Consider the following 18095-nt stretch of genomic DNA (forward strand, 5'->3'; position numbering starts at 1 on the left):
TCAATCCTCGCTCGTGACCATCCTGCGATCGAACGTCTTCACGGAGAGCGTAGGACGCAGCGGCGGCACCATGTGCACCCTGGCCGAGCCGATGTCGAAGTACAGCCCGACCAGCTCCAGCTTGCCCGCGCGCACCTGCTCGTCGACCTTCCGGTACGTGCGCAGGTTCTCCAGCTGCTGCTGCACGTTGACCCGGCACAGCACGTCCAGCGCCCCGGCGTGCAGCCGGTCGCCCTCGGTCTCGATGAACGTGGCCAGGCTGTGGTCCCCGTGCCGCAGCCACCTGCGCAGCCCCGGCAGGCTGCCCGCCTGCACCCCGCCGCTCAGCACCCCGGCCATCGCGCCGCAGCCCGAGTGCCCGCACACCGTGATCGTGTGCACGCCCAGCACCTGCGTGGCGTACTCGATCGCCGCCACCACCGAGTCGTCGTGCGGCTCCGAGCCCTTGCGCGGCACCAGGTTGCCGATGTTGCGCACGGTGAACAGGTCGCCGGGCCCGCTCGCCGTGATCAGGCTGGGCATGATCCGGGAGTCGGCGCACGTGATGAACAGGTGCGACGGCTGCTGCTTGCGGGCCAGCTCGGTGAAGATGGGCCGGACGAGCGGCGCGGTGTGCCGGTGGTACTCGCGCGCCCCCGCCGTGAGCAGGCACTCGGAGGCGCCGTCGGGCGATACGGTGACCGGCTCCACCTCGCGGCGCCGGTGCGCCCACGGCAGCCACCAGCGGTCCGGCGCCTTCGGCGGCGACTTGGCGGGGAACATACGCGCCCCGCTGGCCGCCAGCGCGTACCACTCGTCGTGCAGCTCGTCGATGACCACCGTGCCGCCCATCCGCTCGTGGTCCAGCCGCCACGAATGGATGGCCTCGAAGGCGCCGTTGTCCATGAAGTCGATGTTCAGATCGAGGTCCACGGTCGCGCCGGCGGGGATCGTCCGCAGTTCGTGCGTCAGCCTCGGCACGCCCAGGAACGTCAGCGACCCCGAGATCGTCACGTGCAGCCGGCCGTCGCGGTCCTCCCGCTTGAGCACCGTCACCCAGGTCAGGCGGCGCAGCGCGAGCAGCGCGGCCAGCGCCAGCCCCGCCAGCACGCCCTCGGCCAGCCCGATCAGGATCACGGCGGCCATCGTCACCACGTACACCGGCACCTCGCCGTGCCCGTGCACCTTCCTGATGTGACCCAGGTTCACCATCTGCACGCCGATGAGCACCAGCAGCGCGGCCAGCGCCTCCAGGGGGATCAGCGTGATCGTCCAGCCGAAACCGAGCGCGAACACCAGCACCCACACCCCGTGCAGGATCGTCGACCAGCGGGTACGGGCGCCCGCCTGCACGTTCGCGGTGCTGCGCACGATCACCCCGGCGACGGGCAGGCCGCCGAGCGCGCCGGTGACCATGTTGGCCACGCCCTGACCGGTGAGCTCCTGGTCGAGGTCCGCCCGGCGCCCGCCGTGCATCTTGTCGATCGCCACCGAGCACAGCAGCGACTCGCAGCCGGCCAGCAGCGCCACCAGCAGCACCGAGGACACCACCAGGTGCCAGTCGCCCTGCGGCAGCACCGGGAAGGCCCACTCGGTGAAGCTGCCGGACAGGTCCACCCGCGTGACGTCCCAGCCGAACGCCCACGCCGTGACCGCCGCCGCGGCCAGCGCCGCCAGCGGCGCCGGGACCACCTTGATCCGTTTGGGGAGCCGGGTCCACAACGCCAGGACGGTGATCGTGAGGATGCCGACGGCCACCTTGTGCCCGTGGAGGTCGGCGATCTGGCCGGGCAGCTCCATCACGTTCGCGATGGCCGACTTCTGCGAGCTGCCGCCCAGCACCACATGGAGCTGGGAGAGGGCGATGATGATGCCGACGGCCGCCAGCATGCCGTGGATCACGGCCGGCGAGACCGCCAGCGCCGCCCTGGCGGCCTTGAACACCCCCAGCACGAGTTGTACGGCCCCTGCCAGCAGGGTGATCATGCATGTGGCGCGCCAGCCGTACGTGTGCACGAGGTCCACGACCACCAGGGACAGACCGGCGGCGGGACCGCTCACCTGGACGGCCGAGCCGCCCAGCGCGCCTGCGACGATGCCGCCCACCACGGCGGCGATCAATCCGGCTGCCAGCGGCGCTCCGGAGGCCATCGCGATGCCCAGGGAGAGGGGCACCGCGATGAGGAAGACCACGAGCGAGGCTGGCACATCATGCCGGAGGGTGCTCATCCAGCTACTCTGCGTGTCGCGGAACATGGAGCAAACCCTATTGCTCCGACGTCCTCGCTTTAAGGGGGCGTCGCGCTGGTTTTACGCATTAATGGTTGCTGAAGATCACCGATAGTAGTCGTGCGGAAGGTCCTGCTGCTCCGGGCCGCGCCGGTGGTTGCCGCGGCCGTTGGCCGGCGGCTGCGAGGGCTGGCCCGGCCAGGTCCCGTGCGCGCCGTTGGCCGCCGACGGCGGCTCGGGCCAGGCCGCGGGGCTGGTCGTGATGTCGCCGGTCTCGTACGCGCCCGCGGCGAACGGGGAGGCCGGCGGCACGGGCGGCGTGGGGGCCGACAGCACGTCGTAGTTGGAGACCGCCCGCCCGGGCACGGTCGGCGTGCCGGAGGCGGGGGAGGGGCCGGTGAGCGGGTCGGAGTCGTCGGCCACGGCCCAGCCGGCGCGCACCTCGTACGTGGCGGGGTAGGACGAGCGGCCGGCGGGCTGCTCGAAGGCCGGCCACGAGCTCGCCCCTCCGTAAGGCGTGGAGGGGGCGGGGGCCGGGTCGTCGAGGATGTCGGCCGAGGCCGCCCAGGAGCCGGACGTGGTGCCCGCGGGCTGCTGGGTCCAGGTGGTCTCGAGCGGGTCGGCCGCGCCGCCGCTGTACGCGGGGAACGGGTCGCTCGTCGGCGCGCCGTGGATGGCCGCGGGAGCGGCCGGGAAGTTGCCGCTGGAGGTCGGGCTCACCGCGGGGAAGGAGCCGCTGCCGGTCGCCGCGGCCGGGTAGGCGCTGTTGGACGAGACCGAGTTGGACGGGACCGCGTTGGAGGAGACGGAGTTGGAGGAGACGGAGTTGGAGGAGACGGAGGCGGGCCTGGGCGAGGGGGACGGCTCGGGGCGCGTGGGGGCGGGCACCGGCTGGGCGCCCGCGCCGAGGATGCTCAGCACGTCGGCCGTCGGCGCCGCGAACGTCACGGTGCGCTGGTCGGCCAGATCGGACTGGCTGGGGGTGCGCTTCTGCGGCTCGACCAGGTCGGCGAGGTTGGCCGACGCGGCGGCGGGCTGGCGCTGCGGCAGGGGGGCCTGGACGGTGGCCGCGTTGGGGTCGACGCCGGCGGAGGCGGCGGTGGAGGCGGTAGCGGGCCGCGGCTTGGCGGCGCGCCCGGAACGTTTGGCGGGGCGCTCAGCGGGACGCTCGGCCTCGGCGGCGGCGGGGCGCTCGCGCTCGACCGGGCGGGAGGCGGCCTTCCTGGCGGCCACGGTGCCCCCGGCGCCGAACTCGCCCTCCTCCGCATCGCTGCGGATGTTCGCCCAGAACTCCTCGTCATCGTCGTCATTGGTGGGGTTGCCCCACTCGTCGACGCCACGCCTGCCGCGCTGACCGGTGCGCACCGGTTTGGGCTTGACCTCATCGATGGGACTGAAGTCCGGGCTGAAATTGGCCATCCGCGGCTCGTGCGCCGCGAACTGGTCCGTCGAACGAGTCTGTGTCTGCTCCTCCTTCTCGGCCATCTCCTTCAGCCGTTCTGGAGGAAGCGAGCTCTCCCTGCGGTTCATCGAGCGCATGCCCAGTGCCACGACGACGAGCACGAGGAGCACGACAGCGACCAAGCTCACTACGACCGCGATCATTGCACCACCCTCAAAGCCATGGCCTCCCTCTGGCACCGATGAGATCGCGCGGCCATCGACGCGATCTGCCCCCTTTGATCACCAGTGCCTAACAATTGGATCTGATTGTGTCGGACCACTATGAGAGTTGTCACACCCTACGTGAATAATTGGTACACCGGCACTACCTGCCGTGTTCGGCCTCTCACTGGATGTACACCGCCGTGAGACGGCCGCGGGCGATGGTCTGCTCCGCGATCTTCTTCAGGACCGCGGGTAGCGGGGAGCCCGCCGCGAGACCTACCTTGCCGTTCAGCGTGTACACCGTGAACCGATAGCTGGCGTCCTTCTCGCAAGGAGGCTCGTAACCCACCCTGCCGCTGGTGACCCTCGCCTGCCCCGTGCCCTCTGGAGGGTCGGCGGCGGCGTTGGGGCCCAGCTCGGTCGTGGTCGCCGGGATGTCGTAGAGCACCCAGTGCACCGCCGACTTGGCGGACGTGTGGCTGTCGACCACGATGGCGATCGACTTGGCCCCCGGCAGTGGCTGGCTGGACCAGCGCAGTGGCGGGCTGCCCTGGTCGCTCTCGCAGGAGTACTCGCTGGGCAGCGGCTTGCCCTCGCGCAGCTCAGGACTCGTGACGTTCATCTCGGCGATGTCCTGAGCCTGGGATCTGCCGATGAAGCTGAGGCTGCTGCAACCCAACAGGGACAACGCGACAGCCGCCGCCGTCACACTGACAGCCAAGCGTCGCATGCGCGATGCCGCGTTACACAGCCCCATGCCGGATGATGCTACGCGGCTCTCGGCGGTGCGCAGACCGTTTCTCGATGGTCGGTGGTCGGTAAAGGATCCGAAAAGCCCGGGAATGCGGGCATTCGTGTAGTGAGCTTGGCCACATCGACGTCCGCTCGAGCGCTCCCGGCGCCCGGATCGGCCCCCACCGGGGAAGTGTCGCCCGCCTGCTGCTATGCGATGGCACGCAGGGGCGGGGGCCCGGGCGGCCACCCCAACGAAACGGACATAGGTTTCGGACCGGCGGACCCGCAAAAACCAGGTGCGCCAGATCGTGGTTTCGAGTAAAAGAGGCGACCGCGCGGGCCCCTGTATGCGGACGGCGGCTGCCACGTTGCGTGAGGCGCTCGCGCAGTGGTGCGGTCACGACGCGCTGGCCGAACCTGGCTGGCACGTACGTGGCGCCGCCGACGTGGCCAAGCTCGACAGCCTGCGGCCGGCCGCCATCGAGCATGGCACCGAGGCCGACCCGGGAGTCGGCAGACACGCCGGGACGGCCCGCGGATCTTTGCCCGCCCCGCCGGGCGGAAATCCGCCGGCCCGCTCCTTTCCCGGCCCGCTGGCAGATCGCCTGCCGGGTTCGCGCCATAAGCTGGCCTTGTGACGTCAATGGGCGCTCTGCGTGATCCGGCGAACCGCGTCTCGCCCAAAGCCATCCGGATGTGGCTGCTGGAGTCGCTGGTCGCCTTCGTGTTCTTCCTGGGAGGCTCGCTGCTCGTGTCGCGGTGGCTCGACGGGAGCGAGTGGTCGTGGGTGCCGAGGTGGCTGGCCGAGGACGCGTGGCTGCTGCCCGTCGCGGTCATGGCGGTGACGCTGCCGTTCCTGGTGGCCGAGCCGTTCGTACGGTACTTCGTACATCGCTGGGAGCTGTCTGGGGACGTCGTCTACGCCAGGTCGGGATTCCTGACCAGGGAGTGGGTGTTCGTGCCTGTGAGCCGCATCCAGACCGTCGACAAGGGGCAGGGGTGGTTCGAGCGGCTGCTCGGGCTGGCCACGCTGGACATCCGCACGGCCTCCCACGCCGGGTCCTCGACGATCAAGGGGCTCGACTACCGGGTGGCGGCGGAGCTGGCCGAGCAGCTCGCGCGCCGGGCGGAAGAGCTCAGGGACGACGCCACATGACCGAACCCCGCCCCGACGACCCCGCACCGGCCCCGCCGGACGGCGGCTGGGCCCCGCCCACGCCGCCCCCTCCTCCGGCCGGCGGCGAGCAGCCCGCGCCGCCAGGAGGCCCGGTACACGGCCCCGGGGGAGGGTTCCCCGCGCACGGGGCACCGCCACCTGGGCCCGGCGGACCGCGTCCCGGAGCCGGCGGACCCCACCCCGGGCCTGGGCCGGTCGGACCGCATCCTGGGCCCGGCTGGGGGCATCCTGAGCCAGGCGAGGGGCATCCTGGGCCTGGGTCAGGCGGGCCGCATCCTGGGGCGGGAGGGCCGCATCCTTCGGGCGGGCCGCATCCTGGGGCAGGCGGGCCGTATCCGGGGCCTGGGGGGCCGTTTCCCTGGCCGCCGCCTGTGGCGCGGGCGCCCCAGCGGCTCAGCCCGAAAGTGCTGCTCATCGACCCCGTGCGGATGCTGCCCTCACTCCTCCTCCCCCTGGTCGGGGTCCTGTTCGTGGGCGGCTTCTCGGCCAGGTCGTACGCCTACGCGGCCGTCGGCGTCTTCGCCGCCGTGGTGTTCGCGACAGTCAGGTGGGCCACCTTCACGTACGAGATCGTCGGCGACCGTCTGGAGACCAAGCGCTCGCTGATCAGCCGCTCCGTCCGTACCATCCCGCTGGAACGCATCCGCGGCGTCGACGTCTCCAACCCCCCCATGCACCGCCTGCTCGGCCTGACCATCCTCAAGATCGACACAGGGGCGAGCGGCGACGAGGAAGAGGCCAAGCTCGCCGGCGTCTCCCTGGACGAGGCCGAACGCCTCAAGGCGCTCCTGCTGCGCAGCACGGCCGAACCCGCCGAGGACGCGCACGTCCCCGACGCCGCCGCCGAGCGGCCGATCATCGGCGTGCCGCGCAAATGGCTCCTGTACGGGCCGCTGTCCGGCGCGTACCTGCTCACCCCCTTCGCCTTCGTCGGCGGTGTGATCGGGCTGGCCTTCCAGTGGGGGGACGACCTGGGGCTCAGCCAGGACGACGCCCTGAGCGCGGGGGAGTGGCTCTGGGGGCACCCCTACCTCCTGATCGCCGTGGCGGTACTTCTCGTGCTGGCGATGCCGTTCGCGGGCGGGCTGATGTACGCGGTCTTCAACTGGGACTTCGTGCTCAAGCGCCGCGACGGCTACCTGGTGGCCGAGCGCGGGCTGATCAACCGGCGCAGCGTGTCGCTGGAGTCGAAGCGGGTGCGCGGCTACGAGATCGTGGACGGCCTGGCAGAACGGTGGGCCGGGGTCGTACGCGTGTGGGCCATCGTGACAGGGCTCGGCGACTCGGAGACGCGCGGGCAGCTCCTGCCCGACGTGCCGCGGACGATCGCGTTCCAGGTGACCGGCGACGCGATCGGCCCCTACGACGCCGCCCTCCGCCCTCACCCGCTCGTGGCCCGCAGGCGCCGCCTGTTCCGGGCCGTCTTCCCCTGGCTGGTGCTGGCCGCCGCGAGCGCCGCCGTCCTCTGGGCCACCGGGGGCGCCCTCTGGTGGGTCCTGCTGGTGCTGGCGCTGCTCCTGGCCGGTGGTGGGGTGCCGCTGGGGCTCGACAGGTACGCCTCGCTGGGGCACGGCTACGACGGGGGACGCCTGGCGGTGCGGTCGGGGTCGCTGCGGCGGGCCCAGGCCGTGGTCGAACGCCGGGCCGTGGTGGGGTGGCGGCTGCGGCAGACCTGGTTCCAGCGGCAGGCGGGGGTGCTCACGCTGATCGCCGGGGTCGGGGCCGGCAAGGGGGGTTACGCGGCGATCGACGTCGCCGAGGCGCAGGGGGTGGAGTTCGCCGCGGAGGTGACGCCCGAGTGGCTGGCGCCGTTCCTGGAGCGCGGCGAGTCTTGACGGGCTCGGCCTGACACGGCTTTCGGCGGACCCCGGCCGGTCGCCCTTGGGCGGGTGCGGGACGCGGGGCGGCCATGGAGGGGTTTCCCGGCGCGCGGCCGCTGCGTGCCCGGGGGTTACGGCGTGCTCAGTGGTGTCGTCTCCTGTGGTCAGTCCTGGCGGCGGGCGCCGAACATGATCTCGTCCCAGGTCGGTACGGACGCCCGGCGACCCCTCGAACCCTTGCGCGCCTGACGCGCGGCCGGGGCGGGCGGCGGAGACGGCACCGGCACGGGCGGCTCTTCCTTGCCCTCGTCCTTGCCCGCCCGCGCCGCCGGCACCGCGGGTGCGGGCTTCGGCTTGGGCGCGGGAGGCTTGCTCTCCTGGACGGGCTCCGGCTGCGTCGCCTTCTTCTCGGGCGCGGCCGGCTTCTCGGCGGCCGGCGCGGGCTCGGGGACTGCGGGCGTCTCGGGGACGACCGGCTCCGGCTCGGCCTCCACGGCCTGCTCGGCGGCGGTCGCGGTCGCCTGCTCGGCCACCGCCGGTTGCGCGGCGGCGGTCGCCGTCGTCTCCTCGGTCGCGGACTCCTCGGTCGTGGACTCCTCTGCCGGGGCTTCCTCGGTCGCGGTGGATGCGGGCTCAGACGCGGCGGTGGCCTGGGACTCGGCGGCCGGGGCCGTGGTGGTCTGGGCCGTGGTGGTCTGGGCCGTGGTGGCGTCACCGCCCGCGACGGCCTCCGCCTTCTCGACGGATTCCGTCTGTGCGGCCGGTTGCGTGCTCGCGGAACTGGCACCCGGCGCGGAGCCGGCTGCCGGTGCGGAGTTCTCGCCCGGTGCGGGGCTTGCCGACGGTGCTGGGCTCGCGGCTGGTGCTGGGCTTGAGACCGGCTGGGCCTTGGGCGCCTCGGCCTGCGCAGCGGGAGCCTCCGCCACCTGCGGCTGGCTCGACGTGGCGGTTGCCGCCTGCGGCTGGGCCGGGGCGGCAGTTGCCGCTGCGGGCTCCGCAACCGCTGCCGGCTCCTTGGCTGTTTCCGCGCCTGCGACGGCCGGGGCCGTGTCAGTGACTGCCGTGTCGGCGACCGCTGCGGCGGAAGCTGCCGGGGCCGCCTCGGCGGGCGACGGAGGCGCCGCGGCCTGCGGCGCGGTGACCTGGGCGTCTGCGGCGCTCGACGCGGCGACCTGGGTGTCTTCGGCACCCGATGCGGCGGCCGGGCTCTGTGCGGTGGCCGCGGCGTCGGACGTGACGGCGGTGCCCGCTGCTTCCGTCGCGGGCGATGCCCCCGCGACGGTCGCCTCGGCGGCGGTGCTCGCCTGCGAGGTCGCCTCGGCGGCGGTGCTCGCTTGGGTGGATGCCTCGGGAGCGCTGCTCGTCTGGGACGATGCCTCGGGAGCAGTGCTCGCCTGGGTGGATGCCTCGGGAGCGCTGCTCGTCTGGGACGACGCTTCGGCGGCGGTGCCCGGCGTGGCGGCCTGGTGCGAAGCGGCGGTGGCCGTGGGCGCGTCCGGCTGGGCGGAAGACAGCGCGGCGGGGCCCGGCTCGGTGGCGGCGGGGCCCGGGGCGGCGGGCGAGTTGAGGTCGGCGACAGGCGCGCCGGCAGCCTCCGCAGCGGTGGCGGCCACCTCGGTGGAAGCCGCCGTGCCTGCGGCGGGCACCGCCCCTGCGCGGGGAGCGTCCGCCTCTGCCTGCGGTGCGCTCGCCCCTGCCTGCGGCGTGTCCGTCTCGGCGTGCGGAGCTTCCGGCCTGGCCGGGGCCGCCGGCGCCGGAGGCGTCTGAAGCTCGGCGACCGGACCGGTGCTGGAGGCAGGTTGCGCGACGGGCTCCGCCGTGGGGCCGGCCTGCGTGGCGGGCGCGGTGAGCGGCCCGGTGGCGGGTCCGGCGTGGGCGGCGGGCGCGGTGAGCGGCCCTGTCGCGGGGCCGGTGTGGGCGGCGGGTGCGGCGACCGGCCTGGCCGCGGGTGCGGGCTCCTCGGCTACCGGCTGCACCGCCGGCCGGGAGTCCGGGCGGGTGTCGGGGCGGGAGTCCGGGCGGGATGGCGGTGGGGTGGCCGGGGCGTAGATGGACTCGTGCTCCGCCCGTCCCGACCCGAAGTCGGGCAGCCATGGCGAAGACCCGCCACGGCGGGACGAGGTGTCGCCGGGGCGGGTGTAGCCGGTTTCGCGGGCGGGCGGTTCGGGCCGGAAGGGCTCGCGTGACGGAGGTTCTTCTCTGCCCGGCGGGTCGAAGGGCGCCTCGCGCGAGGGCGGGTAGGCCGTCTCCGAGGAGGTGAAGGGTTCGGGCTCGCCCCGCACCACCGAAGGGAAGGGCAGCGCGTCGGAGGAGGGGAGCGGCGGCACCGGCTGCAGCTTGGCCACCCGCGGCGCGAACGGCGTAACCGTGGTGTCCTCCACCACGGCGGGCTCGGGGTCGAAGTCGGCGGCCGACAGGCGCATGGCCTCGTCGTCGTGCGGGGTGACGTGCCGCTTGCGCGGGTCGAAGAGCCATTCGGCGTGGCGGGTGTGACCGTTCCAGACGTAGCCGAGCTTGACCCGCCACAGGCCGTCGTCGCGCTTGGCGCTGTCCCAGTCGATCTCGTCGGTGGGCACGCCGCGCCTGGTCAGCCGCTCCGCGACGAGGTCGCCGAGCGTGGGACCCGGGGCGGACTCGCCCGGCATGCGGACGGCGACGCGCTGCGCCTGCTGGGCGACGTACTCCCGTTCCTGGAGCACAGGCCCCTCGAACCAGCGGACTCGTTCGACCGGGATCCCGGCGGTCGCGGCGATCTCCTCTGCCGTTTCTCCGGCTCGGATGCGGGCCTGGATCTCCTTGGGGCGCAACGGACTCTCCACTTCGATCTCGTACTGGCCGAGACGGGAGAAGTTGCCGCGGACGGCAGCACGGAGCCGGTCGTCCACGGGAAGCGTGAAGCGCGTACCTCGTCCGGCAGTAGCCAGCACGAGGTAGGTGCCGTCCTCACTCACCGCGACGAGTCGGAGCTCCTGCATGCGAGTCCCTTCGTCAGCGTCGCCATTCTTCCCCCGGACCCTTGAGTCTCTCGCGTGTGCCGGTTGCCTGCCAGCACCGTACCCGGCATGTCCGAACATCGCCTTCCTGGGATAGCCCCGGGGCGATGTGACGCCGGTCACATTTGAGCTATCCATCCCTCTAGAGCCCGCCGTTGCGTACCAGGAGGTTATTTGGCCTCGACGGGTTCTGGCGAATCGCGCCTCGGGCCGTGGTGCAGTCCAGCCAGGCGGAAAGGGTGGCGGGGTCGGCGTCCGGATGACGTTCGAGGTGGCGGGCGGCGGCGCCGGCGAGGTGCGGGGCGTGGGCGGAGAACGCCCGGCCGTCCGGGGTGAGCCGGCAGGCGCCGCCGTTGGCGGCGCCGATGACGAACACGCCCGAGCGTACGAGGGAACGCGCGGACCTGGCGAGGGCGGGGGAGTCGGCGCCGTCGGTCGGCAGGAGCGCCACGGAGGGGCCGCGGGCGTGCCGGTGGATCCAGTCGAGCCCCGCCAGCATGTCGGCCAGCGTGCCGGAACCGCCGCAGCCGAGCACCCGTACGGAGGCGATGCCCGCCTTCGGGGCGACGGCGTGGGCGCGGGCGGCGACGCGCGTGCCGTGACGGCCGCAGGCGCGCCCGGTGCCGCCGGTGGCGTCGAAGGCGCGCCAGGCCCGGTCGCCGAACTCGGCGCGGCGGATCGCGACGCCGCTGTCCAGGACGTACACGGTGGTGCCCGCGCCGCCGGCCCGCACCGAGGGCGGGCGTCCCGGGGCGCGCACGGCCATGGGATGGAGCTGGCGGTCCGGCTCGATGGTGCGCACCCGCGGGTCGGCGCGCAGCTCGTCCAGTTCGGAGGCGGTGAGGAAGGTGGCGAATCCCGGCAGCGCCGAGGTGTAGTAGCGGCGCACCCGCCAGCGCACCTCGCCGACGAGGTCGCGGGCGGTCTTCCGGTCGCGCGCGGTGACGATGTAGGGCCGGGCGGGCTCCGGATGGTCGGGGTGCAGGGAGAGTCCCGCGGCGGGTGTCATGGCGAGAGGGGCGGCGGTCGCCGCGGCGGTTGCCACGGCCGCGGCGAGGTACACGGAGGGCAGGCCGAGTCGTCGGGGCACGATCGGCAAGGATGCCTGTCACGCAGGTCACAGGAACAACGGGACACGCACTCGCGTCTATTCACGAGACAGGTCTTTACCGAACGCGGGGCAAGGAAGGACTGATCCGGGGGATGAGCGGCGAGCAGCGGAAGTTCGAGCTGAGCATGCCGCAGATCCTGGGCAGCGCACTGGCCGCGGTCACCGCGGCGGTGGCGGCGTCGTACCTGGGCGTGGCCGGCACGGTGATCGGCGCGGCGGTGGTCAGCGTCGCCAGCACGGTGGCCACGGCCGTCTACACGCACTATCTCAAGCAGACAGGAGAGCGGGTCAAGCAGCGCACACCGCTGGTCGTCCGGCGGGAGGAGCCGCAGGAGGAGCGGGCGGAGGACCAGCCAGAGGAGCGGGTGGAGCACCGGGAGGGCGGGGACGTCACCCTGGTGATGCCCGCCGTGCGCCCGGCCCCGCCGAGGTGGCGGCTGCCGTGGCTGAAGGTCGGCGCGGCGGCGGCGCTGGTGTTCGGGGTGAGCATGGGCAGCATCCTGGTCTACCAGGCGGCCGCCCAGCAGACCGTGCACGAGCAGGTCACGGGCAGGACTCCGGCGAAGGCGCAGCAGAAGCAGCAGGAGGAGGAGCGCGCGCCGGCCCCGCGGGAGACCGGTACGCAGGCGCCGCCCGCGTACACGGATCCCCTGGCCACTCCGGAGGACACGCCGGAGGCCGTCCCGACGCCGACCCCCACGCCCAGCAGGACCGTCAGCCCCACCCCTGAGCCGACGCCCACCCCGGCGCCCACCCCGTCGGACACGGTGGAGCCGTCGCAGGAGGCCACGTCCAGCGCGCCGCCCGTGCAGGAGGAGCCCGACGTGGTGGAGGAGGCGCCGTCGCGCGACACCGAGCGGGCCGAGCCGGAGTACGGCACGCCGCCGGGTTAGGCGCGGGTTAGGCGCCCAGCACGGTGTCCAGGTAGGCGTTGGCGAACAGGCGGCCGGGGTCCAGGCGGTCGCGCAGGGCGACGAAGTCCGCGAAGCGCGGGTAGACCTTGGCGAGGTAGGCGGCGTCGCGGGTGTGCAGCTTGCCCCAGTGGGGGCGGCCGTCGAGGCGGGTCATGATCTCCTCGACGCCCTCGAAGTAGGCGGGGTTCGGCGTCGGACGGTAGATGTGGCAGGCGACGTACGCCGACGGCCGCCCGTAAGCGGTGGACAGCCACGCGTCGCTGGGCGGCGTCACCCGCACCTCCACCGGGAAGGTGATCTTCCAGTCCATCCGCTCGACCAGGTCGCGCGTCTCGCGCAGCGCCTGGGCCAGGCGCTCGCGCGGCACGGCGTACTCCATCTCCAGGAAGCGCACGTCCCGCCGCGCGGTGAACGCCCTGTACGACACGTCCACCGACGCGGAGTCCCCGAGCGCCGCCGCGCTGAGCTCGTTGATCCGCGGGATCAGGGTGGGCACGCGGGCCCCGAGCGCGCAGGCCGCGCCGAAGAGGGTGTTCTCCAGGAAGACGGTGTCCAGCCAGCGGCGGAACGGGGCGGGCGGGTCGGCCGGTCCAGGGCTGCGGTTGTTGGTCTTGACCAGGCACGCCTCGGTGTGCGGCAGCCAGAAGAAGTCCAGGTGCTCGTTGGCGGTGGTCAGCTCGTCGAGCGTGCCGAGGATGTCGCCGAGCGGGAGCCTGCGCCGCCGGTTGTGCAGCAGGAACGCGGGCTCCACGCGTAAGGTGACCGCGGTCAGGATGCCGAGCGCGCCGAGCCCCACCCGGGCGGCGTCGAAGAGGTCCTCGCCCGGGGCGACGGTGGCCACGGTGCCGTCGGCCAGCACCAGCTCCAGCTCGGTGACCTGGTCGGCGAGGCCGCCGCTGTCACGGCCGGTGCCGTGGGTGCCGGTCTGGACGGCGCCCGCGACGGTCTGCTCGGTGATGTCGCCCATGTTCGCCAGGGCCAGGCCGCGCCGGGCGAGCAGCTCGTTCAGCACCCGCAGGGGCGTGCCGGCCAGGACGGTGACGCGGTCGTCCGCCCAGGTCCTGATCCCGGTCAGCGCGCCGGGCCGCAGCATGATGCCGTCGGTGAGCGCCACCCCGGTGAAGGAGTGCCCCGTGCCGACCATGCGGACCCGCCGCCCGGAGGCGGCGGCGTCGCGCACGGCGCGTACGACGTCCTCGACGGCGGACGGGGCACGCACCTCGGCGGGGGTGCCCGACTGGTTGCGCGCCCAGTTCACGAAGACCACGGGGCACCCCTCCAGAGCATCGTTCCGGCTAAACGCGAACGATACTCACTTCTCCCAGCCCTCGGGAACGGGGAAGATGTCGCCGGGCTTGAGGTCCTCGTTCTTGACCACGTCGGAGACCGTGACGAGGTGGAAGCCCTTGTTCTGCAGGGTCTTGATGAGCGCGGGCATGCCGTCGACCGTCTGCTTCACCCAGTCGTGCATGAGGATGATCGAGTTCGGCTTGGCCACGGCGAGGGTCTGCTTCTGGATGGCGTCGACGTTCTTGGAGCTCCAGTCCTGGGAGCCGGCGGTCCACAGGATCATCGGCATGCCGAACTCCGCGGCGATGTCGGACACCTGCAGGTCGGCCATCCCGTACGGCGGGCGCAGCAGCTTGGGCTCGACGCCCGCCGCCTTCTTCACCGCGTCCTGGGTCTTCTGGATCTCGCTCCGGATCGTCCCCGCCTCGCTCTTGGTGAAGTCGGGGTGGCTGTAACTGTGGTTGCCGAGCTCGTGGCCCTCGGCGACCATGCGCTTGACGTACTGCGGGCGGCTCTTCACGTACTGGCCCTCAAGGAAGAACGTCGCCTTCGCGTCGTACTTCTTGAGCGTGTCGAGCAGCGTTCCCGCATACTTGCCCGGCCCGTCGTCGAAGGTCAGCGCGATGCACTTGACCTGCTCGCAATCCACGGGCTCCTTCTTCGGAGCCTGCGCGTAGGCCGGCGCCGGAGCAAGGGTCACGCAAACAGCCGCGATAGCTAGAAGTGAACTGATTTGTCGGGACATAACTAGTGCTTCCAGTGTGATGGGTGTTGCGAGGGATGTCCCGACCGTAGCGGATCAGCTCCGCGAGGGTGAAGGAGCCTCGGGAAGTCTCAGCAAACCCGAACCTCCGATGCCCACGATCACGGCGACGGCCGCCGCGGCGATGGAGAACGCGTACGCGTCGGAGGCCCCGTACGTCTCGGTGAGCTGCCCGCCCGCCCAGGAGCCGAGCGCCACGCCGAGCGTGATCGCGGTCGAGATCCACGCCATGCCCTCGGTGAGCAGCGACTGCGGCACCAGCCGCTCGGTGAGGGAGAAGCAGGTGATGAGCGTCGGCGAGATGGCGAACCCCGCCAGGAACAGCGCCGCCGCCATGATGCCCGTGGTGTCGATGAACAGGATCGGCAGGAGCCCCACCACGAACAGGGCCAGCGCGCGCACGAACCGCGCGCGCAGCGAGATCCGCCAGCTCCGGGAGCCGAACCAGAGCCCCGACACCATCGACCCGCCCGCGAACGAGGCCAGCAGGAACCCCGAGGCCCACTTGACCCCCTGCTCCTCGGCGAAGGCCACCGTGATCAGGTCCACGGAGCCGAAGATCGCGCCCAGCGCCAGGGAGACGGCGGCCAGCAGGGCGACGGCGGGGATCAGGATCGGCGTGCCCCCCGACGACCTGACCAGCTGCACGGGCGGCTGGGTGCGCCGCTGCGCGGCCAGCGCCAGGGAGCCTGCCAGCATGCAGACCAGCGCCACGATCAGGCCGGCGTAGGGGTTCACGGTGGTTGCCAGCACCGTGACCAGCGCGGGCCCGGTGACGAAGACGACCTCGTCGGCCACCGACTCGAACGCGAAGGCGGCGTGCAGCCGGTCCGTGCCGCCGTGGATGACCGACCAGCGGGCCCGCACCATGGAGCCGAGCGACAGCGAGGTGGCGCCGATGACCAGCCCCGAGGCGTACAGCGTCCACTCGGGCAGGCCGGAGCCGGCGGAGAGCATGAGGGCCGCCAGCGCCAGCGCGTTGACGACGGCGAACGGGGGGATCACCCGGCCCTGCCCGAACCTGTCGGCGAGCCGGCCCGACAGCGGGGCGGCGGCGGCGAAGGCCAGGTTGGAGGCGGCTCCGACGGCGCCGGCGGTGGCGTAGTTGTCGGTCAGCGCGGTGATCAGCAGGATGACGCCGATGCCGAGCATCGACATCGGCATCCGGCCGACGAGCCCCGCCAGCACGAACCCCTTCGTCCCGGGCCTCTCGAACAACCCCCGGTAAGGCCCGACCACGCTGTTTCCCCCTTACTCAAGCAGCTAACCATTGCGCACATATGTCTGGATCGCAAGTGGTTTCGGGCTGGCGTGAGTTAACGTGTCCCGAGTGTCCGGTCTTCCCACTGTCCGCGCGGTCATGCTCATGCTCGTCGCCGTGCTCGCGGTCACCGTCGCGGCCGGCGGCGTCGTGGTGTTCCTGGACGGTGACCTGCTCAGCAGCGCTCAGGAACCCGTACGCAGCCGGCCCCGCGCCACCCCGCAGCAGCAGTCGGCCGCACCCCGCCTCGACCAGATCGTGCCCACCGCCGAGCCCGTCAAGGACTTCGGCGCCGGCGGCCCGGGGGTCACCCCGACGCCGGCCCGCGTGCTGGCGATCGCCGCGGGCACCGTGCCCAGGGAGACCAGGCTCAAGCTGGCGAGGCTGAAGCACGTGCAGAAGGTCACCGTCGTCGACGCGGGCGCCGTCAAGATCTCGGGCACCGGGCTGAACCTGCTGGCCGTGGACCCGTCCGGCTTCCGCTCCTGGACGCCGCAGCCCGTCGCCGACCAGCCCGCCGTGTGGAGCGCGCTCGCCAGGGGCGAGCTGGTCGCCGAGGCGGCCTCGATGCGCAAGTTCGGGATGATCCTGGGCGCCGAGTACCAGGTGGACGGCGGGCCCAGGCTCCGCGTCGCGGCCTCGGCCTCGCTCGGGCTGACCGGCGTGGACGGGCTGATCAGCGCCGACCTCGGCAGATCCCTGGGGTTCGCGCAGGGCGTCGCGGTGCTGCTGCACGGCAAGGAGGGCAAGATCGGCGAGGCGGGCGTGCGCAAGGCGCTCGGCCAGGGCGCCCAGGTCGTGGTGCTCGACGCCGCCGCGCGCGCCGCGAAGCAGCAGCAGCCCGCCCAGCAGCCCGAGCAGCCGCAGCAGGTCAGCGTGGGCCGGCCGAGCAGCTACCTGGAGCTCTACAAGGCCGCCGCCACCCGCTGTCCCGGGCTGTCATGGACGGTGCTGGCCGCGATCGGGCAGGTCGAGAGCGGGCACGGGCGCAACAACGGGCCGTCGAGCGCGGGCGCGCTGGGGCCCATGCAGTTCATGCCCGCCACCTGGAAGCACTACGGCGTGGACGGCGACGGGGACGGCAAGAAGGACATCTGGAGCCCGTACGACGCCGTGCCCGGCGCGGCGAACTACCTGTGCGCCAACAAGGCCGGGCAGGGCGGCGAGAGGCTGCGCAAGGCGATCTGGTTCTACAACCACTCGTGGGACTACGTGAACAAGGTCATGTCGATCGCCGACGCGTACGCGAAGACCTACGCCTGAGGCCGCCGCTTCGGGGCCGGGCAGCAGGTGAGCGGGCACGGCACCGGCTCCGGCTCCGCCATCAGCTCGCGCACCATCCCCACGAACCGCGGATGCGTGCCCGCCGTCGCGGCCCGCTCTAGCGGCAGGCCCAGCTCGGCGGCCACGGCCCTGGCCTCGGTGTCGAGGTCGTAGACGACCTCCATGTGGTCGGAGACGAACCCGATCGGCACCAGCACCACGGCCGGCGCCTCGATCTTGCGCAGGTGGTCGCAGACGTCCGGCTCCAGCCACGGCACCTGCGGCGGCCCGCTGCGCGACTGCCACACCAGGTCCCACGGCTCGGTGCGGCCCAGCGCCTGGTTGACCAGCTCGGCGCTCCTGCGTAGCTGCGCCTCGTAGAGCCCGCCCTCGGGGCCCGCGGTCTCGGCCATGGAGACGGGGATGCTGTGGGCGGTGAAGACGAGCCTGGCGTCGTCGCGGCCGAGCCGCTCCAGCGCCGCCCGCGTGTGGTCGGCCATCGCCGCCACGAAGCCGGGGTGCTCGCCGTAGTGGCGCATCTTGACCAGCTCGGGGCCGCCCTCGATCGAGATCCGCTCGATGTCCTCGTAGTACTGGCGGCAGCTGGAGTAGCCCGCGAACGCCGAGGTGGCGAAGACGGCGGCCTTCCTGATCCCGTCGGCCCGCATCTGGCGCACGGTGTCCTCGCCGAACGGGTGCCAGTTGCGGTTGCCCCAGTAGACCGGCACGTCGAGGACCGGGCGCAGCGCCTCGACCAGGTCGCGGTTCTGCTGGTTGATCGGGCTGACCCCGCCGAAGCTCTGGTAGTGCTCGGCCACTTCGAGCAGGCGCTCGCGCGGCACGCCACGGCCGCGCACGACGTTCTCCAGGAACGGCATCACGTCGTCCGGGCCCTCGGGACCGCCGAACGACAGGACCAGCAAGGCGTCGTAAATTCCCACGTGACAACCCT

13 protein-coding genes are annotated in these 18095 nt (G+C 72.7%); 4 read left to right on the forward strand and 9 right to left on the reverse strand.

Annotation, left to right across the window (positions count from 1 at the left end; all coding sequences use genetic code 11):
• The 3 genes from AB0I79_RS07530 to AB0I79_RS07540 all read right to left on the reverse strand — a co-directional run bounded on the left by AB0I79_RS07530 (nt 1) and on the right by AB0I79_RS07540 (nt 4438).
• Nucleotides 1-2208, reverse strand: coding sequence for a SulP family inorganic anion transporter (locus tag AB0I79_RS07530; RefSeq protein WP_357868341.1), 2208 nt, complete (start codon nt 2206-2208; stop codon nt 1-3).
• A 105-nt stretch (nt 2209-2313) separates the two neighbouring features.
• Nucleotides 2314-3813: a hypothetical protein gene (locus AB0I79_RS07535; protein ID WP_357868343.1), complete on the reverse strand. Its 1500-nt coding sequence runs from the start codon at nt 3811-3813 to the stop codon at nt 2314-2316.
• A 184-nt stretch (nt 3814-3997) separates the two neighbouring features.
• Complete coding sequence (locus AB0I79_RS07540) at nt 3998-4438, reverse strand: YbhB/YbcL family Raf kinase inhibitor-like protein (protein WP_357868345.1); 441 nt, start codon at nt 4436-4438, stop codon at nt 3998-4000.
• 756 nt (nt 4439-5194) lie between these two features.
• Here AB0I79_RS07540 and AB0I79_RS07545 point away from each other — a divergent pair.
• Complete coding sequence (locus tag AB0I79_RS07545; protein WP_357869650.1) at nt 5195-5707, forward strand: PH domain-containing protein; 513 nt, start codon at nt 5195-5197, stop codon at nt 5705-5707.
• A 392-nt stretch (nt 5708-6099) separates the two neighbouring features.
• Nucleotides 6100-7563, forward strand: coding sequence for a PH domain-containing protein (locus AB0I79_RS07550; protein ID WP_357868347.1), 1464 nt, complete (start codon nt 6100-6102; stop codon nt 7561-7563).
• A 149-nt stretch (nt 7564-7712) separates the two neighbouring features.
• On the opposite strand, the gene sepH is transcribed toward AB0I79_RS07550, so the two are convergent.
• Together sepH and AB0I79_RS07560 are read right to left on the reverse strand one after the other, a co-directional pair.
• Complete coding sequence (sepH, locus tag AB0I79_RS07555; protein WP_357868350.1) at nt 7713-10523, reverse strand: septation protein SepH; 2811 nt, start codon at nt 10521-10523, stop codon at nt 7713-7715.
• A gap of 160 nt (nt 10524-10683) precedes the next feature.
• Nucleotides 10684-11631: a S8 family serine peptidase gene (locus AB0I79_RS07560; protein WP_357868353.1), complete on the reverse strand. Its 948-nt coding sequence runs from the start codon at nt 11629-11631 to the stop codon at nt 10684-10686.
• A gap of 113 nt (nt 11632-11744) precedes the next feature.
• On the opposite strand from AB0I79_RS07560, the gene AB0I79_RS07565 reads away from it, so the two are divergent.
• Nucleotides 11745-12545 (forward strand): hypothetical protein, encoded by an 801-nt coding sequence (locus AB0I79_RS07565; RefSeq protein ID WP_357868355.1) that lies wholly within the window; start codon nt 11745-11747, stop codon nt 12543-12545.
• Nucleotides 12546-12552: 7 nt separating this feature from the next.
• Here AB0I79_RS07565 and AB0I79_RS07570 read toward each other — a convergent pair whose 3' ends face one another.
• The 3 genes from AB0I79_RS07570 to AB0I79_RS07580 all read right to left on the reverse strand — a co-directional run bounded on the left by AB0I79_RS07570 (nt 12553) and on the right by AB0I79_RS07580 (nt 15858).
• Nucleotides 12553-13833, reverse strand: coding sequence for a D-arabinono-1,4-lactone oxidase (locus AB0I79_RS07570; protein WP_357868357.1), 1281 nt, complete (start codon nt 13831-13833; stop codon nt 12553-12555).
• Between the two features lie 45 nt (nt 13834-13878).
• Nucleotides 13879-14505, reverse strand: a complete 627-nt coding sequence (locus AB0I79_RS07575) for a polysaccharide deacetylase family protein (protein ID WP_357868361.1) — start codon at nt 14503-14505, stop codon at nt 13879-13881.
• Between the two features lie 150 nt (nt 14506-14655).
• On the reverse strand, nt 14656-15858 hold the full coding sequence (locus AB0I79_RS07580; RefSeq protein ID WP_357868364.1) for an MFS transporter: 1203 nt from the start codon (nt 15856-15858) through the stop codon (nt 14656-14658).
• Nucleotides 15859-15949: 91 nt separating this feature from the next.
• Between AB0I79_RS07580 and AB0I79_RS07585 the strand changes: the two genes are divergently transcribed.
• A complete protein-coding gene (locus tag AB0I79_RS07585) occupies nt 15950-17143 on the forward strand; it encodes a lytic transglycosylase domain-containing protein (RefSeq protein WP_357868367.1) in 1194 nt (397 codons plus the stop codon).
• Here AB0I79_RS07585 and AB0I79_RS07590 read toward each other — a convergent pair.
• Nucleotides 17134-18084: a ferrochelatase gene (locus tag AB0I79_RS07590; protein WP_357868369.1), complete on the reverse strand. Its 951-nt coding sequence runs from the start codon at nt 18082-18084 to the stop codon at nt 17134-17136. The two genes, AB0I79_RS07585 and AB0I79_RS07590, sit on opposite strands and share 10 nt — an antisense overlap.
• Between the last annotated feature and the right edge of the window lie 11 nt (nt 18085-18095).

Origin of the sequence: Nonomuraea sp. NPDC050202 (assembly GCF_040656115.1) — a bacterium.
Taxonomy (GTDB): Bacteria; Actinomycetota; Actinomycetes; order Streptosporangiales; family Streptosporangiaceae; genus Nonomuraea.